Here is a 21,925-nt window from a genome sequence, read left to right on the forward strand (position 1 = left end):
TTGGCAACGGTATCGAACGGTATCCGCCACCTGCCGGATCACCTGGACCGCCCGGCGCAGGAACGCCTGGTCGAGAGGATTCGCGCCATTGTAACGGAAGCGCCGCTCTATGTGCCGGAAATGCCCGGCACGGGAAAACCCATGTCGGTGCGCATGACGAATTGCGGGTCGCTCGGCTGGGTGACCGACAAGGATAAAGGCTATCGGTATCAACCGTTTCATCCGGCAACCGGTAAGCCATGGCCTGCCATTCCGGAAGAATTGATGGACCTGTGGGAGCGGCTCGCGGACTATCCGAAGCCGCCGGAAGCCTGTCTCGTGAACTTCTATTCGGACGAGGCCAGGATGGGACTGCACCAGGATCGGGACGAGACCGATCTGGCAGCGCCGGTTCTTTCGGTCTCACTTGGCAACAGCTGTCTGTTCCGTGTCGGCGGCTTGAGTCGCAAGGACCCGACGCGCTCCTTCCGGCTGGCGAGCGGCGATATCGTCATCCTGGGCGGAGAAGGGCGGTTGGTCTTCCACGGCGTCGATCGCATCTATCCCGGCACGTCTACGCTTCTGAAGAACGGCGGCCGGATCAATCTGACCCTTCGCCGAGTCAACATCTAAAATTATCGATAGCCGCCGATCCATCGCCTACAATTTGCGGAGCGACACCGTTTCCACGAGGTGATTGCGCCCCTTACGCAGGATGAGGTCGGCGCGAGGACGCGTCGGCAGGATGTTCTGCCGCAGGTTCTTGAGATTGATGTTTTCCCAAAGCCCCTCGGCGACGGCGCGTGCTGCGTCCGCGTCAATGGCAGCGTATTTCTTGAAGAAGGAAGTCGGATCGCGGAAGGCGGTCTGGCGCAGTTTCATGAAGCGCTGGACGTACCAGGTATGAATCTGCTCCTCGTCCGCGTCGATATAGATCGAAAAATCGAAGAAATCCGAAACGATCGGCACGATCTTTCCATCGGCGGGCAACGCCCGCGACTGCAGGACATTGATGCCTTCGAAGATCAATATGTCCGGCCGGTCGACGAGAGTGAATTCGTTGGGCAGCACGTCATAGGTGAGGTGCGAATAGCGCGGCGCCTTGACGTTGGGCTCGCCTGCCTTGATCGCCGAAAGAAAGCGCAGGATGGCGCCCACGTCGTAGCTTTCCGGAAAACCCTTGCGCTCCATCAGGTTCTCGCGCTGCAGCACGGCATTGGGATGGAGAAAACCGTCTGTGGTGATCAGATCCACCTTCGGGCTCGACGGCCATCTGGCGAGCAATTCCTGCAGGATACGCGCTGTCGTCGATTTGCCGACGGCCACCGACCCGGCGATTCCAATGATGAAAGGCGTCTTGGTGACGTCCGAGAGGCTCAGGAAGCGGTTTCTCTGCTGGAATAGAAGCTGAGAAGCTTCGACATGCGAAGACAGCAGGCGCGAGAGCGAGAGATAAATCCGCCGCACCTCGTCGAGATCGATCGGGTCGTCGAGGGATCTAAGCCGCCCTACCTCGTCCGCCGTCAGCGTCAGGGGCGTATCGGCGCGGAACCTCGCCCATTCGTCAGCCGTGAATCGATGATAGGGCGAGTAATATTCGACAATCGCGTCCGGATCGGACGTTTCGGCGGATTGAGGTGCTATATTCATGATGTCGGCCGGCCCGCCTTTTCCTGGATCCCGGATTGACCGGTCCGCCGTTGAAGCTCTTCCAGGATATCCTGTAGCGGGATGCCGGCAATATTCAATACGACCATAAGGTGATAGAGGAGGTCCGCGCTTTCGCCGACCAGATCCTTCCGGTCCTGTGAGACTGCCGCAATGACCGTCTCGACGGCCTCTTCGCCAAGCTTCTTGGCGGCCTTCATCTGCCCGGCCGCCACGAGCTTTGCCGTCCAGGATTCATCGGGCGAGGCTTTGGCGCGCTGCGCCACGATCCGTTCGAGGTCACCAAGAGAAAATTCACTCACACTGTCTCTCCCGGTCAGTCGAGCCGCATCGCAACGCCATGCTCGGCCATATAATGCTTCGCTTGACCCACCGTATAGGTACCGAAATGGAAAATCGATGCGGCGAGCACGGCGGTGGCGTGGCCTTCCTTGATGCCTGCGACCAGATCGTCGAGATTGCCGACACCGCCGGATGCGACGACGGGCGCTCGGACGCTATCGGCAATCGTGCGCGTCAGTTGTAGGTCGTAGCCGCTTTTCGTGCCGTCGCGGTCCATGGAGGTCACAAGCAGTTCGCCCGCGCCCCGCTCCACCATCTTGATCGCAAATTCGACCGCATCGATGCCTGTCGGATTGCGCCCGCCATGGGTGAAGATCTCCCATCGGGCGGTTTCATCAGCAGCCGATACCTTCTTGGCATCGATCGAGACGACGATGCACTGGTTGCCGAACTTGTCGGCCGCCTCTGCCACGAAATCCGGATTGTTGACGGCGGCCGAATTGATCGAGACCTTGTCCGCTCCGGCCAGCAGCAGCTTGCGGATGTCGGAAGTGGCCCGCACCCCGCCGCCGACGGTGAGCGGCATGAAACAATGCTCTGCCGTGCGGGCAACCACGTCAAAGATGGTTTCGCGATTGTCCGAAGAGGCGGTGATGTCGAGGAAGCACAATTCGTCGGCGCCGGCAGCATCATAGGCTTTTGCGGCCTCCACCGGATCTCCGGCATCGATGAGATCGACGAAGTTCACGCCTTTCACGACGCGGCCGTCCTTAACATCCAGGCAAGGAATAACGCGGGCCTTCAAGGTCATGCGGCACGTCCTTTCTGGGCGCGGATCAGCGCCAATGCCTGCGCGGGATCGATACGGCCGTCGTAAAGCGCGCGGCCGGAAATTGCACCTTCGAGCCGCGCCGCATCCGGTTCCAGCATGCGGGCGATATCGTCAAGAGAAGCAAGCCCGCCGGACGCGATCACTGGGATGGAAACGGCATTCGCAAGCTCAAGCGTCGAAGCCCAGTTGATACCGGTCAGAATGCCGTCGCGATCGATATCCGTGTAGATGATGGCGGAAACGCCGGCTCCCTCGAACTTCCGGGCAAGCTCGATGACGCCGAGTTCCGAAGCCTCGGCCCAGCCTTCGACGGCGACCTTGCCGCCCTTGGCATCGATGCCGACGGCGACCTTGCCGGGAAACTTCTTGCAGGCCTCGATCACCAGCCTCGGGTCGCGCACGGCAACGGTTCCGAGGATGACGCGGGCAAGTCCGCGCGAAAGCCAGGCTTCGATATGATCGAGTGTCCGAATGCCGCCGCCGAGCTGAACGGGATTCTTCGTGGCTTTCAAGATTGCATCGACGGCGGCGCCGTTGACGCTCTCGCCGGCGAAGGCACCATTCAGGTCAACCACGTGCAGCCATTCGAAGCCTTGGTCCTCGAAGGCCTTGGCCTGTGCTGCGGGGTCGGGATTGTAGACGGTGGCCTGCGCCATGTCGCCGAGCTTCAGGCGGACGCACTGGCCGTCTTTCAAGTCTATTGCGGGAAATAGGATCATGGGTGTTCAGTCCTGGCAGTACGCGAGCTCAAGGCTTCCAGCGCAGAAAATTGGAGATCAGGGCGAGGCCCAGTGTCTGGCTCTTTTCCGGATGGAACTGAGAGCCCACGACATTGTCGCGCCCGACAAAGGCCGTCATGGCGCCGCCATACTCGGTGGTGGCGATCACGTCGTGCCGGTGTTTTGCCGCCAGATGGTACGAATGCACGAAATAGGCGTGCAGCCCGGCGGGACCTGTCGGAATGCCTTCGAAGAGCGGGTGGGGGTGATGCAGGTCGAGCGTGTTCCAGCCGATCTGCGGGATTTTCAGGTGAGGGTCGTTGGGGGTCATCTCGACAACGTCTCCCTCGATCCAGCCGAACCCTTCGGTGATCGTCTTCTCCAGCCCACGCGAAGACATAAGCTGCATGCCGACGCAGATGCCGAGAAAGGGGCGCCCTTTATGTTCGACGACGTCTATGATGGCGTCCCGCATGCCCGGAACCGCATCAAGCCCCGCGCGGCAATCGGCATAGGCGCCAACGCCCGGCAATACGATCCGGTCGGCTGTCGCGACGGCATCCGCCTTGTCGGTGAGGTCGATCACGGCCTCGATGCCCGCCTCGCGGGCGGCCCGCTCGAAGGCCTTGGCCGCAGAACGCAGATTGCCCGACCCGTAGTCTATGATTGCGACGCGCATCAGCGTCCTCCTTGATAGTCGAAAAGGCCGATACCTGGCCCTTGCCAACCGGACGTGGACGGCTTTGCCTGCTTCGTCCATGCGCTCGGGGCCGGCAGTTGTTGTTCGTCGGGTTGCGGCAGATGGGAAAAATAGATCTCTTCCGCTGTCGCCAGATCGGGCGCGGTAATCACCGTTTCCACCGTCCAGCCGCGTCTGATCAACGCTTCGGAGCGATAATGTCGACCTTCCAGCGCGACGAGCAAGTTGATCGCGAAGGCGCACAGGAAGCCTCCAAGCTCGAAACCGGGCAAGCTCGTCAGAAGGCCGCTGCCGATCTGGCCGAAGAGTACCACGATCCCGGCGAGCCAGAGCCTGTGCCAGATGAGCCAGATCCATGGAAAGAACAGCGCCGTCCAGGAAAATCCGTCCGGCAGTACGAGCGTCGAGCGGTGGTCCCTATCCGGGCCTCCAGGTGGTGTCAGAACGAGATAGCTTCTCAAGGAGTTTCTCCCGGAGCGGCTAGACCAGCATTCCCTTTGTGGAGGGGACGCGATTGGCCTGCCGCGGATCGATTTCGGTTGCCGCGCGGAGCACCCGCGCCACGGCTTTGAAGCAGGTCTCGGCGATATGGTGGTTGTTCGCGCCGTAGTGGTTCATCACATGCAGTGTGATGCCGGCATTCTGGGCGAAGGCCTGGAAGAATTCCCGCACGAGTTCTGTATCGAATGTGCCGATCTTCGGCGCGCTGAAAGCGACATTCCAGACCAGGAAAGGCCGGCCGGAGACATCGATGGCGGCCTTGGTCATGGTTTCGTCCATAGCAAGGTCGATCGAAGCATACCGCTGAATGCCCCGCCTGTCGCCGAGCGCCTTCGAAAGTGCCTGCCCGAGCGCGATTCCGGTATCTTCTACCGTATGATGATCATCGATATGCAGGTCGCCCTTCACGTCGATATCCATGTCGATAAGCGAATGTCGTGACAACTGGTCGAGCATATGATCGAAAAAACCGACGCCCGTGGAAACCTTTGCCGCCCCGGTGCCGTCGAGATTGACGGAAACGGAAACGGAAGTCTCGTTGGTCTTGCGGGAAATGGTTCCTGCACGCCGGATCGTGGTTTCGCCCATCGGGGTCTGCTCCATGCACTAGATGAGGCTCCTTATCAGGCAGAAAGCCAAATATCCAGCAAAAGCCGGACATCCCCGTCCGCAAGATTGCATTCCGCGGCGCCCAACTTACATAGGGTTCAACGAGGCTTTTCGTGCCTCCAACTAATGCCCCCACCAAGGGGCTCAACGGGTGCTGAATGACAACAATTATCACTGTACGGAAAGGCGGCAAGGTGATCATGGCCGGTGACGGCCAGGTGAGCCTCGGCCAGACCGTGATGAAGGGCAATGCCCGCAAGGTGCGCCGTATCGGCAAGGGCGAAGTGATTGCCGGTTTTGCCGGCGCCACGGCGGATGCCTTTACCCTGCTCGACCGGCTGGAAAAGAAGCTCGAGCAATATCCGGGTCAGCTCATGCGCGCGGCCGTCGAACTTGCCAAGGATTGGCGCACGGACAAGTATCTGCGCAATCTCGAAGCGATGATGCTGGTCGCCGACAAATCCACCACGCTTGCCGTGACCGGCAATGGCGACGTGCTGGAACCCGAACATGGCGTGACGGCGATCGGCTCCGGCGGGAATTTTGCTTACGCCGCCGCGCGCGCCCTAATGGATACGGACAAGTCGGCGGAAGAGATTGCCCGGCAGGCGCTCGATATCGCCGCCGATATCTGCGTCTACACCAATCACAACCTTGTTGTGGAATCGTTGGATGCCGAAAACTGACGGCGCGCGCCGCTATCATTTTCGCGATGTCGTGAGCGAGGACTTTCCCATGCTGGCGAAGTGGCTCGCCGAACCGCATGTGGCGGAATGGTGGGGCGAGGTCGGTGAGGAGCTGGCAAGCATCAAACACTCGATGTTGAGTATCGAAACCAGGCCGATGATCGCAGAGTTGGACGGCCAGCCGATCGCTTACCTTCAGTACTACGATCCGCATCTGGAAGAGGGGCATCCCTACCAGGATCAGCCGAAAGGCACGCTTGGCATAGATATCTCGATTGGGACGCCGGATCTCATTGGAAAAGGGCATGGCAGTGCGATCGTTCGCCAGCTTGTGGATGAACTTTTCGCAGCCGGCGCCAAACGGATCGTCATCGACCCCGACCCGGAAAATATCCGCGCGATCCGCGCCTATGAAAAGGCAGGTTTCCGCTACATCGACACCAGGACATCCATCTATGGTCCGGCGCATTTCATGGCGCTGGATGCACCGGAAGAAACGGATTTGAAATGACTACTTTTTCACCCAGGGAAATCGTCTCTGAACTCGACCGCTACATCATCGGTCAGCATGACGCCAAACGCGCCGTCGCGATTGCGCTCCGCAATCGCTGGCGCCGCCAGCAGCTCGATGAGAGCCTGCGCGACGAGGTGATGCCGAAGAACATCCTGATGATCGGCCCGACCGGCGTCGGCAAGACGGAAATATCCCGCCGCTTGGCCAAACTTGCCGGAGCGCCGTTCATCAAGGTCGAAGCTACCAAGTTCACCGAGGTCGGTTATGTCGGTCGCGACGTCGAGCAGATCATTCGCGATCTCGTGGAAGTCGGCATCGGCCTGGTGCGGGAGAAGAAGCGCGCGGAAGTGCAGGCCAAGGCCCATATGAGCGCGGAAGAAAGAGTGCTCGATGCGCTTGTGGGTGCGACCGCGTCTCCGGCGACGCGCGACAGTTTCCGCAAGAGACTGCGCAACGGAGAGATGGACGACAAGGAGATCGAGATCGAAATCTCCGATACAGGCTCAGGAATGCCCGGCTTCGAAATTCCAGGCATGCCGGGCGCCAATATCGGCGTGCTCAACCTGTCCGAAATGTTCGGCAAGGCGATGGGCGGCCGTACCAAGAAGGTGCGTACGACGGTCGCGAAGTCCTATGGCGAACTGATCCGGGATGAATCCGACAAGCTGATCGACAACGAGGTCATCCAGCGGGAAGCTGTCCGTTCCGTGGAAAACGACGGCATCGTCTTCCTTGACGAGATCGACAAGATTGCTGCCCGTGACGGGGGGCTCGGAGCCGGCGTTTCCCGTGAGGGCGTCCAGCGCGACCTGCTCCCCCTTGTGGAAGGCACGACCGTTTCGACCAAATACGGGCCGGTGAAGACGGATCATGTTCTCTTCATTGCTTCCGGCGCCTTTCATGTGGCGAAGCCTTCGGACCTGCTGCCGGAACTGCAGGGCCGCCTGCCCATCCGCGTGGAACTGAGGCCACTGACGAAGGAAGATTTCCGCAGGATTTTGACCGAAACGGAGGCAAGCCTGATCCGCCAGTACAAGGCGCTTATGGGCACGGAAGAACTGGCGCTCGATTTCACCGAGGATGCGATAGACGCATTGGCGGATGTCGCCGTACATCTCAACTCCTCTGTGGAAAACATCGGCGCCCGCCGTCTCCAGACGGTAATGGAGCGGGTTCTTGACGAAATCTCGTTCAACGCTCCGGACCAGGGAGGTACGTCGGTGATGATCGATGCGGAATATGTCCGCAAGCATGTCGGTGATCTTGCTGCCGATACCGATCTGTCCCGTTACATTCTATAGTGTCGCAACGTGGCAGCCGGGCAACGTCCGGCTGCTTTTATGCAGACTGACGGGATTTTGAATGGTCGCGTCTCGACAGGCCGGTGATGATTCACGTAAGGGGGACGTGTTTTCTGGAAATGCGGTTCCCCTTGAAGCGAGCCGATGGAATGGCTTTAAGCATCCCGTGCCGGAAGCCGGCATAGACGAAATCCTGGGACACGAAATCTTGAGACGCATTCTTCTGGCATTGGTTCTTGCCGTCGCTCTACCGGCGGCTTCCTCCGTTTTTGCCACCGGTCTGACGGTGGTGCCGGAGGGAAATCGCCATGCCGAGCAACCGAAGGTGCCGGGTGCGTCGGTGCGCCGGACCCGCGCTGGCAAGACCACCTTCGACGAAAAATACGAAAAGATTCGCGACCTGCTCGCCTCTGACAAGAAGCTGGTTGCCAAAATCAAGGCGACCGCTGCCGACTATGGCATCGACGCGATCCACATGATCGGCGCGATAGTCGGCGAACACACCTACAATGTCGACGCCTATGACCGGCTCCAGACCTATTATGTCAAGGCAGCGGCTTATGCCGGCAACAGTTTCCGGTTCGGCTACGGCGACGAGTCGATCCAGGAGTTTCTCGCTCGGCCGGAATTCGAAAAATGTGACGACTTTTCCGATTCCTACCGCCTGTGGACCTGCCGCGAGACTGTCTGGGAGCGGAGTTTCCGGGGCCGCACTGTGACGGGCGTGTCCTATCCAGACAACCGTTTCAGCGCCGTCTTCTTCCAGCCCTTTTATGCCGGCCAGACCTTCGGCCTCGGCCAGGTCAATCCGTTGACGGCCTTGATGTTGTCGGACATGGTTGCAAGGACATCCGGCTATCCGAAGCTGGATGAAAACAAAGCTGCGAGCGTCTATGATGCAATCATGGATCCGGACAAATCGCTTGCCTATATGGCCGCCAGCATCCGCCGCGCCATCGACGACTATAAGACTATTGCGGGCATCGACATCTCCCGCAACCCCGGCGTCACCGCGACCCTTTACAATACCGGCGGATCGGCCGAACGCGCCGCAGCGCTGAAGAACCGCGGCGGTCTGCCCGAGGAGAATTATTATGGCTGGCTAGTCAACGACAAGCTGGCCGAGTTGAAATCTCTTCTCTGAGGGCTGATATTCTTCCTCAGGAAACCTTTGAGGAGGGCCATCGATGGACATGCGCCCCGAACCTTTCGTACCGCCGGCGCCCGTACCGCGTAATCGGCTGCTCAACCCCGCCGAAGTGATCTGGATCGCTCTGCGCAATCCCTTGGAGCTTTGGGGCCAGGCTTCCTATACCCTGCCTTGGATTGAGACGAAGTTCTTCAAGGAGAGGACCCTGATCGTCAATCATCCCGGTCTTATCCGCCACATCATGGTCGACAACTCCGCAAACTACGAGATGTCGGAAATCCGCCAGCTGGTCTTGCGCCCGATCCTGAAGGACGGATTGCTGACCGCCGAGGGAGAGGTCTGGAAGCGCTCGCGCAGAGCCATGGCGCCTGTCTTCACCCCCAGGCATTCCAAAGGCTTCGCGGGCCAGATGCTGGCCGAAGCGCTGGAATTCACCAGGAAATATCAGGACGCCGGCGCTGGCGGGAAGGTCTTCGACATCTCCGTCGAAATGACCGATCTCACCTATGCCATCCTGTCCGAGACGCTTTTCTCCGGCGAAATTGCCGGGGGCAAGGACTCGGTATCGGAGGACGTCGACCAGCTCCTGCATCGAATGGGGCGTATCGACCCCATGGACATGATGCGTGCACCGCCCTGGGTGCCCCGGCTGACCCGTATCGGCGGACGGCGAGTGCTGGAAAAATTCCGGGCCATTGTGGCGGAGACCATGGCGCTTCGTCGCGAGCGGATGCGCAAAGACCCCAACACGGTACCGCAAGACTTCCTGACGCTTCTTCTGCAGCTGGAAGGTCCCGAAGGCCTGACCCGGGACGAGATTGAGGACAATATCCTGACGTTTATCGGCGCTGGCCACGAAACGACGGCCCGGGCGCTTGCCTGGACACTCTATTGCGTGGCGCAATCGCCCTATATCCGCGAGCGTATGGAAGAGGAAATCGATCGGGTTCTGGCGACGGGAGCAGAGCCGGTCGAGTGGCTGGATCTGATGCCGTGGGTGCGGGCTGCCTTCGAAGAGGCGTTGAGGCTTTATCCGCCGGCACCTTCGCTGAACCGTGCTGCAATCGCACGCGATTCCTGGACGAGCCCGGAAGGGGAAACGATCGATATCGATGCCGGGGTTACGGTTCTCGTCATGCCATGGACACTGCATCGCCACGAGCTTCTCTGGGACAAGCCGCGCGCCTTCATGCCCGAGCGTTTCCTTCCCGAAAACCGCGGCAGCATCAACCGTTTCCAGTATCTGCCCTTCGGCGTCGGGCCAAGAACCTGCATCGGGGCGACCTTTGCGCTGCAGGAGGCGGTGATCGCACTCTCGGTGTTGATGCACCGCTATCGGTTCGACGTGACGCCGAAGACCAAGGTCTGGCCGGTGCAGAAGCTGACGACACAGCCCCCTAATGGAATGCCGATGCGAGTCAGTCTGCGACGCTCAACGTCTTCCTTGGTGAATTGATCTTTGCCAAGCATGCGATATTGATCGGAGAACGATCTTCAGGAATTTCGCGTGACCTCTCCCATTCTTTTAGGCATCGACACGGGCGGCACCTATACGGATGCCGTACTCTTCCGGGAAGGCGAGGGTGTCATCGCCAAGGCCAAGTCGCTGACGACACGGCACGATCTTGCTGATGGCATCGCCGGTGCCGTCGATGCAGTCCTTGCAAGGAGCGGGTATTCCGCGTCGGAAATCGGACTCGTCTCTCTTTCGACCACGCTCGCCACCAATGCGCTCGTCGAAGGGCAGGGCGGCCGCGCGGCATTGGTGATGATCGGCTTCGGACCGGAGGATGTCACCCGCGGCGGGCTGTCCGAAGCGCTTGGGAATGACCCGGTAATCCTTTTGCCGGGCGGCCACGATGTCCATGGAAACGAAACGCCGCTCGACATGAGCGAGCTGGACAAGGCGATGTCCGGGCTCGGTACCAGCGTCTCCTCCTTTGCTGTGGCCGGCTATTTCGCCGTCCGGAATCCGGCTCACGAAATCCGGGTGAGAGACCGCATTCGAGATCTTTCGCATCTGCCGGTTACATGCAGCCATGAACTCACCTCGAAACTCGGAGGCCCGCGAAGGGCGCTGACGACGTTGCTGAACGCGCGCCTTGTCTCGATTGTCGATCGCCTGATCGGCTCCTGCGAGGATTTTCTGGCGAGCCGTGGCATATGGGCGCCGATGATGGTTGTGCGCGGAGACGGAGCGCTGATTTCTGCTTCCGAGGCTCGGCTTCGTCCTATCGAAACGATCTTGTCCGGTCCGGCGGCCAGCCTGGTGGGTGCACGGTTTCTCACTGGGTTGGACGAGGCCGTCGTCTCGGATATAGGCGGCACCACGACCGATGTCGCGGTGCTTGGCGGAGGGCGGCCGAAGCTCGCCGAGGAAGGCGCGGTTGTGGGCGGCCATCGAACCATGGTGGAGGCCGTGGCACTGCGCACCTATGGGCTAGGCGGCGATTCGGAGGTGCATATCGATGATCGCGGCCTCGATGCCCGATTCACGCTGGGTCCTCGGCGTCTGTTGCCGCTCAGTTTGCTGGCTGCAACGCACGGCGAAGCGGTTATCTCCTCTCTCGAGAGGCAATTGCGTGCCACCCATGGCGGTCGGCATGACGGCCGGTTTGCGGTGCGCACAGGAGTGCCGGATATGGTGGCTCAGGGCCTGCCGACGCCGGAGCAGGCCCTCTATGCCCGAATAGGAGAGGGGCCGATCGCACTCAACGATCTCTTGACGATGAAGTCCCAGAAGGCGGTACTGGACCGGTTGGTTGCACGCGGCCTGGTGCATCTGGCAGGCCTGACGCCTTCGGACGCCCTGCATGTGCTTGGACGGCAGAACCAATGGAATGGCGACGCGGCACGAATGGGGCTGGAACTCGCGATCCGGCGTAAGGATGGCTCCGGCCGGCAGATCGCTGGATCGCCGGAAGAACTTGCCGAGAAGATCGTCGCGCGGCTGACCCGCCAGTCATCAGAGGCTGTCCTTGCGACCTGTCTGGCTGAAGATGGGGCGGAAGGGATCGATCCATCCGTTTCATTGGCTGTCGACCGAGCGCTCAAGAAAAGCCCCGGCATCGCCCGATTTCTGCTGTCGCTCGATCGGCCGCTGATCGGGCTCGGGGCTTCGGCTCCTGTCTACTATCCTGCGGTGGCCGATATGCTTGGTGCAGAAGCCGTCATTCCGTCGGACGCCGATGTCGCCAATGCGGTCGGGGCGGTCGTGGGACAAATCCGCGCGGTCGTCAGTGTCGTCGTGACCTCTCCGGAGGAAGGTCGATTTATCCTGTCCGGCGGTGGCGAACGCCTGGCGATCGTTGGAGAGGCCTCAGCACTGGCGGCTGCACGGGAACGAGCGATATCCGCGGCGCTGGCACAGGCCAAAGCCGGGGGAGCCGGCGAGGCGGTCGTCACGCTTTCGGAAGATGTGGACGCGCCGGAAATCGAAGGGTCGAGAAAGCTCATAGAGGCCAGGATTACGGCCACCGCTACAGGAAGACCGCGGATCGCCGCAGGTTGAGGCGGAACCGAACCGTTTCAGGCCTTCGTCGCATTGACACCCGTCCTTGCCCGCGCAATGTGAGACACTTTTTGCAGCGCACATCGGGAGGTATGCATGGGTCGCATTGAAAAGAACGGTCTCGCGATCGACGAGGAGCTTCACGATTTCCTGGTGAAGGAAGCACTCCCGGGCACCGGCGTCGATGCCGAGCGGTTTTTCTCCGAATTTTCGAAGATCGTTCATGATCTCGCATCCAAGAACCGCGCTTTGCTTGCCACCCGTGACGCTTTTCAACAGAAGCTGGACGACTGGTACCGCAAGAACGGCGCGCCAACGGATTTGGCGGCCTATGAGGCTTTCCTCCGCGAGATCGGTTATCTCTTGCCCGAAGGGCCGGATTTCAGCGTCTCGACCGACAAGGTCGATCCCGAGATTGCCGGGATCGCCGGGCCGCAGCTCGTCGTGCCGGTGATGAACGCCCGGTACGCGCTGAATGCCGCCAATGCGCGCTGGGGTTCGCTCTATGACGCGCTCTACGGAACGGATGCCATTCCCGAAGCCGACGGAGCCGAAAAGGGCAAGGGCTATAATCCGGTTCGCGGCGCGAAGGTGATTGCCTGGGCGCGCGAATTCCTCGATCGGTCCGTGCCGCTGTCGGGGGCAAGCTGGAGCGAAGTCACCTCCTTCGTCGTCACCGATGCCAAGCTGAAGGTTGCAGCCCAGGATGGCAAGACCGTCGAGCTTGCCGACCCTACTCAATTTGCCGGCTATCTTGGCCAGCCGTCGCAGCCGACCCATTTGCTGGTGAGAAGGAACGGCCTGCATATCGAGATCGTGATCGACGCAACCACGCTGACCGGCAAGGACGATCCGGCGAAGATCTCGGATGTCCGCCTCGAGTCGGCCATCACCACGATCATGGATTGCGAGGATTCCGTCGCCGCCGTCGACGCGGAAGACAAGGTCGTGGTCTATCGCAATTGGCTTGGCCTGATGAAAGGCGATCTGGCAGAAGAAGTCGAGAAGGTGGGCAAGAGCTTCACCCGAAAGCTGAACCCTGACACGGACTATTTCGCGCCGGACGGCTCGCGGTTTTCGCTGAAGCGCCGTTCACTGATGCTGGTGCGCAATGTCGGGCACCTGATGACCAATCCGGCCGTGCTGGATAGCGAGGGCCACGAGGTGCCGGAAGGGATCATGGACGCCATGGTCACGGCATTGATTGCGATCCACGATATCGGACCGAACGGTCGCCGCCAGAATTCGCGCGAAGGCTCCATGTATGTGGTCAAGCCGAAGATGCATGGACCGGAAGAAGTCGCCTTTGCCTGCGAGATATTCTCCCGGGTGGAGGAAGCGCTCGGCCTGCCCACCAATACGATCAAGATGGGGATCATGGACGAGGAGCGCCGGACGACCGTCAATCTGAAGGAATGCATCCGGCAGGCGCGGGAAAGGGTGGTCTTCATCAACACCGGCTTCCTCGACCGGACCGGCGACGAAATCCATACGTCGATGGAAGCCGGCCCGATGATCCGCAAGGGCGACATGAAGCAGGCGGCATGGATAGCGGCCTATGAGAACTGGAATGTCGACATCGGCCTGGAATGCGGGCTTTCCGGACATGCCCAGATCGGCAAAGGCATGTGGGCCATGCCCGACCTGATGGCGGCGATGCTGGAGCAGAAGATCGCCCATCCGAAGGCCGGTGCCAATACCGCTTGGGTGCCGTCTCCAACCGCTGCAACACTGCACGCGACCCACTACCACAAGGTCGATGTCGCCGAGGTTCAGGCGGGTTTGAAGAGCCGGCCGCGGGCAAAGCTTTCGGATATTCTTTCCGTTCCGGTGGCACTACGGCCGAACTGGACGCCGGAGGAAATCCAACGCGAACTCGACAACAATGCCCAGGGCATCCTCGGCTATGTGGTCCGGTGGATCGATCAGGGAGTAGGCTGCTCCAAGGTGCCTGATATCAACAACGTGGGTTTGATGGAAGACCGCGCGACGCTGCGCATTTCCGCCCAGCACATGGCGAACTGGCTGCACCACGGTCTGGTCGGCGAGGAGCAGATCATCGAGACCATGAAGCGCATGGCGGCGGTCGTCGACGGCCAGAATGAAAGTGACCCCCTTTACCGCCCGATGGCGCCGGATTTCAAGGGCTCTGTTGCCTTCCAGGCCGCGCTGGACCTGGTGCTGAAGGGTCGCGAGCAGCCAAACGGCTATACCGAGCCGGTCCTGCACCGTCGGCGCATCGAACTCAAAGCAAAGCTCGCCAACTGACGGATATTTTGATTGCTGCCAAAGAAAAAGCCGCCGGAGATATCTTCGGCGGCTTTTGCGTTCACTTCGAATTTCGCGATTACTGGATCACGACGACCTTGGTGTTGCGGCCGGGGCGGACGCGGCTGTAGAGGTCGATGATGTCCTGGTTCATCAGGCGGATGCAGCCGGAAGAAGCGGCCGTGCCGATCGAGGCCCATTCCGGCGTTCCATGCAGGCGGAACAGCGTATCCTGGCCCTTTTCGTTGAAGAGATACATCGCTCGCGCCCCGAGAGGATTGCTAAGGCCCGGCCCCATGCCGTCTTCGACGTATTTTGCGACGTCCGGACGACGCACGGCCATTTCCTTCGGCGGGTGCCAGGTGGGCCATTCCTGCTTCCATGCAACGTAGGCCGTGCCGGACCAGGCGAAGCCCTGTTTGCCGACGCCAATGCCGTAGCGTACGGCCTTACCGTTCGGCAGAATATAATAGAGGAACCGCTCGCGGGTATTGACGACAATCGTGCCCGGCTTTTCGGTTGTGGAATAGCTGACGATCTGACGATGGAACTTCTTGTCCATGCGGCTGATCGGGATGGCCGGAAGAGTATAGCCGGCATCCTTTACCGAGCCGTAGGATTCGGTGAAAATCTGCGAGGTTGTGACGGTAGCCACTTCGGTGCCACCGGAAGACGACGTCGTGGAGCAGCCGGCCAGGGCGGTAGCCGCCAACAGGCCGAGTGCGAGCATGCTGTTGCGTAAGCGCATGGAAATCTCTTGGGATAAACGAATCGATTGAGGCAGGTGCGCGAGCACCTTTGATAAGCCGTTATTTTCGATTAAATTGGCCTTGGCAAGGTGCCTCGATGCTGCGAGATGGGCCGGGCGCATAATAGAAAAACGCCATTGCGTTTTTGCAACATTATCAGCGGCAGTAGCCGGAAGACATGACTATACTCAACATCGCCAGTAACAATCCATTAATAGATGGGCGTCAATCGGCGCGCGCCATGCTGGTTCGAAGAGGCGTGCAGATTCTGCTGCACGAGATGCGCCACGCGCTTTTGCCCGAGCTTGTGCTCGCGAACGGAAGGCGGGCCGACCTCATGACGATTTCCGAAAAGGGCGAAATCTGGATCATCGAAATCAAGACCTCGATCGAGGACTTCCGCGTCGACCGGAAATGGCCCGATTACCGCTCCTATTGCGACAGGCTTTTTTTCGCCACTCACAAGGACGTGCCGCTCGACATCTTTCCGGAGGATTGCGGCCTGTTCCTTTCGGACGGTTACGGCGGACATCTTCTGCGTGACGCGCCTGAACACAGGCTTGCACCTGCAACCCGCAAGGCGGTGACGTTGAATTTCTCTCGCGCTGCCGCCCAGCGGTTGATGCTGGCCGAATGGGCGAACGGCAAAAGCTTCGACGAAATGTGATTACTTCGGAGCGCGTTTCGCGAGAATGCGCTGCAGCGTGCGGCGATGCATGTTGAGCCGGCGCGCGGTTTCGGAGACGTTGCGTTCGCACATTTCGTAGACCCTCTGAATGTGCTCCCAGCGCACGCGGTCGGCCGACATTGGATTTTCCGGCACATCAGCCTTTTCGCCCGGCCGCTGCGTCAGCGCATGAAAGATATCGTCGGCATCTGCGGGTTTGGCGAGATAATCCAGCGCTCCGAGTTTCACGGCGGTCACCGCGGTCGCGATATTGCCGTAGCCGGTGAGCACGATCACCTTGGTATCTTCGCGGCTCTGGCGGATGGCTTCGATGACATCAAGTCCATTGCCATCCCCAAGGCGCAGATCCACGACTGCATATTTCGGCGGGCGGGCTTTCGACTTGGCGATGCCTTCAGCGACCGATTCGGCCGTGTCGACCTGGAATCCCCGGCTTTCCATCGCGCGCGCCAGCCGGCGCAGGAAAGGCCCGTCGTCATCGACGATCAGCAGCGACGGGTCAGGCCCCAGTCCATGATCCGTATGAGCTTTCTGATTTTCCAGGTGCGGTTCCATTTTTTTCTCCACGGGCTTTCTTGAAGGCCCGCCTTCCTTGTCAATTATGATCGTTCGCACCCGGGGTGCAAATCATTTCGGATCATGGGTTTCCATCACCGATCGCGGCCATTCGATCCGGATGCGTGCGCCCGCGTCGCCGTTGTCGCGATTGCCGAAACGGATCGACGCACCCGAGCGCTCGAGGAGCGTCTTTGCGATGAAAAGCCCGAGGCCCAGCCCGCCTGCGCGCTCGTCTTCCCGCGGTCTTTTTGTCATATATGGTTCGCCGATCCGAGAGAGAATATCCGGCGCATAACCCTGGCCATCGTCTTCGATGGTGATCGCCACGTGTTCCGCGCTGTGCTCGACCGTCACGATAACCTTGCTTCTGGCATAGTCGACGGCATTTTCGATCAGGTTTCCGAGCCCGTAGATGATGCCGGCATTGCGGCTGCCAACCGGTTCGCTCGCCCGGTCACTCTTCTCGACGAGCTTGATCTCGATGCCGAACTGACGATGGGGCGCGACCACTTCCTCTACCAGAGAAGAGAGTGGCAGGCGGCGCATATGCTCCTCGCTTTCGGCGGAGAGCGAGGTGAGCCGGCGGAGGATGTCGCGGCATCGTTCGCTCTGGCTCCTGAGGAGCTGAACATCTTCGCGGAACCGATCGTTCTCTGCGAGCTCGCGCTCCATCTCTTTGGCAACGACGCTGATCGTGGCCAGCGGTGTACCAAGTTCGTGCGCCGCCGCCGCCGCCAGTCCGTCCAGTTGCGAGAGGTGCTTTTCTCGTTCCAGCACCAGTTCCGTGGCGGCAAGCGCGTCGGCAAGCAGCGTCGCTTCATGCGAGACCCGATAGGCATAGAAGGCGGCGAACATCATCATCGAAGCGATCGAGCACCAGACGCCGAGCTGCATGACCGGCTGGATTCTCAGGGTTTCTCCCTCGTACCAGGGAACGGCATAGGGAGAGAAGGCGATCACTGTGGTGCAGATCAGCGCGAAGACGATCAAGACCAGCGAATGCCGCAGCGGCTGCGACGCAAAAGCGATGATGACCGGCACGCAGATCAGAGGCGCAAACGGATTGGCGAGCCCGCCGGTGATGAAAAGCAGGGCCGCCATCTGCAGGAGGTCGAAAGCGAGCAGCGCCAGGGCCGACTTTGGACCCAGCCGGTGCGTTTGCGGAAACCAGACGGAAAGGATGAGGTTCGCAACGGCCAGCGCCCCGATCAGGATGGCCGCCTCCTTTAAAGGAAGCGGGAAATCCAGCAGCAGCCCGACGACCAGCACGGTGATCGTCTGGCCCGTGACCGCAAGCCAGCGCAGCCGTACCAATGTTTCAAGCCGGATGCGGCGGCTGGAAGGGCCGAACTGCGCGTAACGCACCGATGAACTGTCTGGACTCAACGCCTTGCCTCTGCTTTCCGGCGGATGCCGATGAAATCGACCCGCTTCATAAACCGGCTCGACATCGGGTCGCAGGCGGCATTCTGTCACGTCCCTCGCGGTTTGGCACGTGTCGTCGGGGAAGCCTCCGAAGGATCTTCAGGCCAAGGATGTCTTGGATATCGTCCGCGCATCCCGGCCCGCACATCCTTCCAGGATCCCGCCCAGAAGCCGGGAAGGTCGCGGGTTGTCTGGATCGGGCGATGCGCCGGCGAAGTAAGCTCCAGCAGCAACGGCAGCCTCCCGCCCGCGACGGCCGGATGTTTCTTCAGCCCGAACAGTTCTTGCACGCGGATTGCCAGGACCGGCTCTTCGCCATCGTAGCGTATGGGATGACGCTGGCCTGTCGGCGCCTCGAAATGCGTGGGCGCAAGTTTGCCGAGATCCTGCGCCGCCGCATGAGGAATGAGCGAGCGCAGCCCTTCAAAAAGGCCTCCCGCATCCACGGCATCGAGGCTCGAAGCGTTGCTCTGGAACGGCACGAACCACTCGTCGAGCCGGGCGAGCAGCGCTTCGTCGCTCATGTCCGGCCATGGTTCGCCGATCGTGCGGTTAAGAAAGCCGATCCTTTCGCGAAGCTGTGTGCCATCCCGGGAGAACGGCAGGGCCTGGAGACCGAGCTCGCGGACGCCATCGGCAAGCGCCTTGGCCGCCGCTTCGCCATGCGGGCGCGGCAGTGGTTTTTCCTCGAGGATGATGGCGCCGAGGCGTCTCACCTGGCGGGCGCGCGCCTGCCGGCTGGCGCGGTCGAAGAAGCATTCATCCCTTTGTTCGATCGCGTCGGACAGCTCCTCTTCCACGTCCGCCCGGGTAATCTCTGCCGCTGCGAGGATGCGCGCTTGCGCGGCTCGACCGGTAAGATCGGCAACGACAAGCATCTGCGCCGAAGCAAGCCTTTCCGTTTCCGGCAGTTCCGCGCCCCGGCCATTCGTCATGACAAAGCGCCCGCGGCCGCCTCGCTGAAGGGCGACCCGATCCGGATAGGCATGAAGCAGAAGCCGGCCGGCTGGGACTATTTCGCCCGCTCGCGCAGCTTTTGGCAAATTGGATGCAATTCTCTCTGCGAGTTTTCTTGCCGAATCGGCCCGGTCGCCGCGTTCGTTGCGGAAGCGCCTCAGCCGCTCATCGAGATCGACATCGTTTCCGCCGAGCCCCTGCTCGGTGAGAAGCACGGCGAGCAGGCATGCCTGACGACCAAGGCCCTCTTCTGCGGCGGAAATCGCCATGGCGGAAAGCCTGGGCGGAAGAGTAAGTTCGCGCATCAGGCGTCCTTTTCCGGTCAAGCTGCCCTGGTCGTCGAGTGCGCCGAGCTCTGAAAGCAGCGCCACTGCCTCTTTAAAGGCCGGCGCAGGCGGCGGATCGAGAAAGGCAAGTGCTGCGGGATCCTGCACGCCCCAATGGGCAAGATCGAGCGCTAGGGCGGAAAGATCGCTTGCAAGGATTTGCGGCGGGGTGAAGGCCTGAAGTGCCGCCGTCTGGCCGGGATGCCAGAGCCGGATCGCGATCCCCGGCTCCGTGCGTCCGGCGCGTCCGGCTCGCTGGTCGGCGGAGGCGCGCGAAACCCGCACCGTCTCCAGCCGCGTGATACCCGTCGACGGTTCGAATACCGGCAGTCTCTGCAGTCCGCTGTCGATGACGATCCGCACCCCGTCGATTGTGATGGATGTCTCGGCAATTGAGGTGGCGAGCACGATCTTGCGGCTGCCTGCCGGCGCCGGCCTGATCGCCAGGTCCTGCTCCTTCTGCGTAAGGTTTCCATAAAGAGGGACGATCGTTGTTTCGGGGCCGAACTTGCCTTGGAGCCGCTCGGCGGTGCGCTGGATTTCCGCCTGTCCCGGAAGAAAAGCGAGGATCGACCCGGCGTCATGGTGGTGTGCTTCTATGATGGTGCGGGTCATGGCATCCTCGATCCGCTCGCTCGGTGCCCGGTCGCGATATCGGATATCGATCGGGAAGCTGCGGCCCTCGCTCTTGATCACCGGCGGATTGCCGAGCAACCCTGCCACCCGCTCGATGTCGAGCGTCGCCGACATGACGAGAATTCTCAGATCCTCGCGTAGTGCCGACTGCACGTCGAGCGCCAGAGCCAGCCCGAAATCGGCGTGCAGCGAGCGCTCGTGGAACTCATCGAAAATGACCGCGGAAACGCCGGTAAGTTCCGGATCGTCGAGAATCATCCGGGTGAAAACGCCTTCGGTCACCGCCTCTATCCGGGTTCTCGGGGAAATGCGATTGTCGAGCCGCATCCGGTAGCCGACCCTGTCTCCGACCTGCTCTCCGAGTAGCGTGGCCATGCGCGAGGCGGCCGCGCGAGCGGCCAGCCGGCGCGGTTCGAGGAGAATGATCTTGCCGGTGCACCAGGCCTCTTCCAGCAATGCCAGCGGCACAAGCGTCGTTTTTCCTGCGCCGGGCGGCGCCGACAGCACGGCACGCGTGCCATTGGCGGCAGCCTGGGTGATCTCGCCGAGAACGTGGGTGACGGGGAGCGTCGGCAGGTTTTTGATCACCGCGCCCGGCTCCTGCAATGCTTTCATCAGCCGGGCACCTGGCCGCTGGCATGGCGATAGGCAAGAATTGCCCCCGCCAGATCCTCCAGCGCCGCACCGACGGATTTGAAAAGCGTGATCTCGTCGGCGCTGATGCGGCCTGGATGTCTTCCATGGGCCAGATCCGCAAGATCGGCTTTGATGTCGTCCTTCATGAGAACACCGTTTTTAAGCGGCTGCACGATATCCCCGCCCTCCTTCATCGCGCCGGCGCGGGTATCGACAATGACGGAAGAGCGCCGCACCGCCTCGTCGTCGCTTTCGCGCATAGTGGGCTTGAAGGCCCCGACAAGGTCGAGATGTGCCCCAGGTTTCAGCCACTCGCCGCGAATGAGCGGAGTATCCGACAGAGTTGCGCAGGAGATGATGTCTGCCCGCCGCGCCGCTTCGGCAAGATCGTCGACGATCACGGCGTCGATCCCGAGGGCCCGTGCTTCTTTGGCGGTCTCGTCAGCCTTGGTTGGATTGCGCCCCCAGATAAAAAACCGCTTGAGAGGGCGGGTTATGGAATGGGCCTGCATGAGATTGAGCGAAAGCCGCCCTGTGCCGACCATCAGCATGGTCTCGGCATGCGGGGAGGCGAGATATCTGGCAGCAAGTGCCGAGGTCGCCGCCGTCCTTCGCGCGGTCAGTTCTCCTCCTTCCACGATCGCCAGCATCTCGCCGGTTTTGCCGGACGACAGGAGATAGCTGCCGATGATGGTGGGAAGCGAGCGCAGATGGTTGTCGGGAAAAAGGTTGAGGATCTTGACGCCGATATGGTCGCCCGGCACCCAGGCCGGCATCAGCAGCATCACCGCGGTCGCTTCGCCCGGAACCTCCATGTCATGATGATGGCGCACGGGCATCACGCAATCGCTGCGGAACATGTGCTCGATAGCCTCGATCAATTCCGCCCAGGGAAGCGCTCTGCGCGTTTGTTCCTCGTTTAATACCAGCATGTCATACTCCAGCCGCCAAAAATGTCCCTCACCCTAGCAATCGCAAACGGGGCGGTTAAAGCGCTTTTTGGGGACCGACGGCTGCCTTTTCGTTAATCTTTGTTCAAATTGTTCCCGGAAACGGTCGGGTTTCGGCCCCTCCGAAGAAAAATGACATTTTTTTAAAAACGCCTGTTGACTTGTTTGTGGGCATGGATTTATAACCCCGCTCACTGACGAGGGCGGCGGCGCTGCTGGCGACGACGACTTTCGTTCTGAAGAAATCACTGATTGATTGGCGCATGCTGGTTGGGACCGA

General features: G+C 60.8%; 22 protein-coding genes. 9 read left to right on the forward strand and 13 right to left on the reverse strand.

The window, feature by feature from the left end:
- Positions 1-612: an alpha-ketoglutarate-dependent dioxygenase AlkB family protein gene (locus tag C5L12_RS11835; protein WP_105372237.1), complete on the forward strand. Its 612-nt coding sequence runs from the start codon at positions 1-3 to the stop codon at positions 610-612.
- 27 nt (positions 613-639) lie between these two features.
- On the opposite strand, the gene coaA is transcribed toward C5L12_RS11835, so the two are convergent.
- The 7 genes from coaA to hisB are packed head-to-tail and all read right to left on the reverse strand — an operon-like array spanning position 640 to position 5,269.
- Positions 640-1,629 (reverse strand): type I pantothenate kinase, encoded by a 990-nt coding sequence (coaA, locus tag C5L12_RS11840; protein WP_105372238.1) that lies wholly within the window; start codon positions 1,627-1,629, stop codon positions 640-642.
- Complete coding sequence (locus tag C5L12_RS11845; protein WP_105372239.1) at positions 1,626-1,949, reverse strand: phosphoribosyl-ATP diphosphatase; 324 nt, start codon at positions 1,947-1,949, stop codon at positions 1,626-1,628. The genes coaA and C5L12_RS11845 overlap by 4 nt, the downstream gene beginning before the upstream one ends.
- A gap of 14 nt (positions 1,950-1,963) precedes the next feature.
- Entirely contained in the window at positions 1,964-2,740 is a 777-nt protein-coding gene (hisF, locus tag C5L12_RS11850) for an imidazole glycerol phosphate synthase subunit HisF (RefSeq protein ID WP_105372240.1), read from the reverse strand.
- Positions 2,737-3,480 carry a 1-(5-phosphoribosyl)-5-[(5-phosphoribosylamino)methylideneamino]imidazole-4-carboxamide isomerase gene (gene hisA / locus C5L12_RS11855; protein ID WP_105372241.1) on the reverse strand — a complete coding sequence of 248 codons (744 nt, stop codon included), beginning with the start codon at positions 3,478-3,480 and terminating at the stop codon, positions 2,737-2,739. Before hisA ends, hisF begins: the two co-directional genes overlap by 4 nt.
- A gap of 28 nt (positions 3,481-3,508) precedes the next feature.
- Positions 3,509-4,159, reverse strand: coding sequence for an imidazole glycerol phosphate synthase subunit HisH (gene hisH, locus C5L12_RS11860; protein WP_105372242.1), 651 nt, complete (start codon positions 4,157-4,159; stop codon positions 3,509-3,511).
- Positions 4,159-4,641 carry a DUF2628 domain-containing protein gene (locus tag C5L12_RS11865; protein WP_157949037.1) on the reverse strand — a complete coding sequence of 161 codons (483 nt, stop codon included), beginning with the start codon at positions 4,639-4,641 and terminating at the stop codon, positions 4,159-4,161. The genes hisH and C5L12_RS11865 overlap by 1 nt, the downstream gene beginning before the upstream one ends.
- 19 nt (positions 4,642-4,660) lie before the next feature.
- Positions 4,661-5,269, reverse strand: coding sequence for an imidazoleglycerol-phosphate dehydratase HisB (gene hisB / locus C5L12_RS11870; protein WP_105372244.1), 609 nt, complete (start codon positions 5,267-5,269; stop codon positions 4,661-4,663).
- Positions 5,270-5,448: 179 nt separating this feature from the next.
- On the opposite strand from hisB, the gene hslV reads away from it, so the two are divergent.
- The 7 genes from hslV to C5L12_RS11905 all read left to right on the forward strand — a co-directional run bounded on the left by hslV (position 5,449) and on the right by C5L12_RS11905 (position 14,720).
- Complete coding sequence (hslV, locus tag C5L12_RS11875) at positions 5,449-5,976, forward strand: ATP-dependent protease subunit HslV (RefSeq protein ID WP_105372245.1); 528 nt, start codon at positions 5,449-5,451, stop codon at positions 5,974-5,976.
- Positions 5,963-6,487: a GNAT family N-acetyltransferase gene (locus C5L12_RS11880; RefSeq protein ID WP_105372246.1), complete on the forward strand. Its 525-nt coding sequence runs from the start codon at positions 5,963-5,965 to the stop codon at positions 6,485-6,487. Before hslV ends, C5L12_RS11880 begins: the two co-directional genes overlap by 14 nt.
- Complete coding sequence (gene hslU, locus C5L12_RS11885) at positions 6,484-7,791, forward strand: ATP-dependent protease ATPase subunit HslU (protein ID WP_105372247.1); 1,308 nt, start codon at positions 6,484-6,486, stop codon at positions 7,789-7,791. Before C5L12_RS11880 ends, hslU begins: the two co-directional genes overlap by 4 nt.
- A gap of 208 nt (positions 7,792-7,999) precedes the next feature.
- Positions 8,000-8,935 (forward strand): DUF1402 family protein, encoded by a 936-nt coding sequence (locus C5L12_RS11890; RefSeq protein ID WP_170109084.1) that lies wholly within the window; start codon positions 8,000-8,002, stop codon positions 8,933-8,935.
- Between the two features lie 43 nt (positions 8,936-8,978).
- Positions 8,979-10,397: a cytochrome P450 gene (locus C5L12_RS11895; RefSeq protein WP_105372249.1), complete on the forward strand. Its 1,419-nt coding sequence runs from the start codon at positions 8,979-8,981 to the stop codon at positions 10,395-10,397.
- A gap of 51 nt (positions 10,398-10,448) precedes the next feature.
- Entirely contained in the window at positions 10,449-12,452 is a 2,004-nt protein-coding gene (locus C5L12_RS11900; protein ID WP_105372250.1) for a hydantoinase/oxoprolinase N-terminal domain-containing protein, read from the forward strand.
- Positions 12,453-12,548: 96 nt separating this feature from the next.
- Complete coding sequence (locus C5L12_RS11905) at positions 12,549-14,720, forward strand: malate synthase G (RefSeq protein WP_105372251.1); 2,172 nt, start codon at positions 12,549-12,551, stop codon at positions 14,718-14,720.
- A gap of 79 nt (positions 14,721-14,799) precedes the next feature.
- Here C5L12_RS11905 and C5L12_RS11910 read toward each other — a convergent pair whose 3' ends face one another.
- Positions 14,800-15,468: a L,D-transpeptidase gene (locus C5L12_RS11910; RefSeq protein ID WP_105372276.1), complete on the reverse strand. Its 669-nt coding sequence runs from the start codon at positions 15,466-15,468 to the stop codon at positions 14,800-14,802.
- A gap of 179 nt (positions 15,469-15,647) precedes the next feature.
- Between C5L12_RS11910 and C5L12_RS11915 the strand changes: the two genes are divergently transcribed.
- Complete coding sequence (locus C5L12_RS11915; protein WP_105372252.1) at positions 15,648-16,136, forward strand: MmcB family DNA repair protein; 489 nt, start codon at positions 15,648-15,650, stop codon at positions 16,134-16,136.
- Here the strand turns inward: C5L12_RS11915 and C5L12_RS11920 are convergent, their stop codons facing one another.
- The 5 genes from C5L12_RS11920 to C5L12_RS28580 form a co-directional block, all read right to left on the reverse strand.
- Positions 16,137-16,712, reverse strand: a complete 576-nt coding sequence (locus C5L12_RS11920; RefSeq protein WP_105372253.1) for an ActR/PrrA/RegA family redox response regulator transcription factor — start codon at positions 16,710-16,712, stop codon at positions 16,137-16,139.
- A gap of 72 nt (positions 16,713-16,784) precedes the next feature.
- On the reverse strand, positions 16,785-18,101 hold the full coding sequence (locus C5L12_RS11925; protein ID WP_245422857.1) for an ActS/PrrB/RegB family redox-sensitive histidine kinase: 1,317 nt from the start codon (positions 18,099-18,101) through the stop codon (positions 16,785-16,787).
- An 86-nt stretch (positions 18,102-18,187) separates the two neighbouring features.
- Positions 18,188-20,674, reverse strand: a complete 2,487-nt coding sequence (gene hrpB / locus C5L12_RS11930; protein WP_105372255.1) for an ATP-dependent helicase HrpB — start codon at positions 20,672-20,674, stop codon at positions 18,188-18,190.
- A complete protein-coding gene (gene lhpI / locus C5L12_RS11935; protein ID WP_105372256.1) occupies positions 20,674-21,627 on the reverse strand; it encodes a bifunctional Delta(1)-pyrroline-2-carboxylate/Delta(1)-piperideine-2-carboxylate reductase in 954 nt (317 codons plus the stop codon). The genes hrpB and lhpI overlap by 1 nt, the downstream gene beginning before the upstream one ends.
- Positions 21,628-21,730: 103 nt before the next feature.
- On the reverse strand, positions 21,731-21,925 hold a 195-nt coding region (locus C5L12_RS28580), incomplete at its 5' end, for a hypothetical protein (RefSeq protein ID WP_205839335.1).

The sequence above is a fragment of the Neorhizobium huautlense genome (genome assembly GCF_002968575.1).
Classification (GTDB): domain Bacteria; phylum Pseudomonadota; class Alphaproteobacteria; order Rhizobiales; family Rhizobiaceae; genus Neorhizobium; species Neorhizobium huautlense.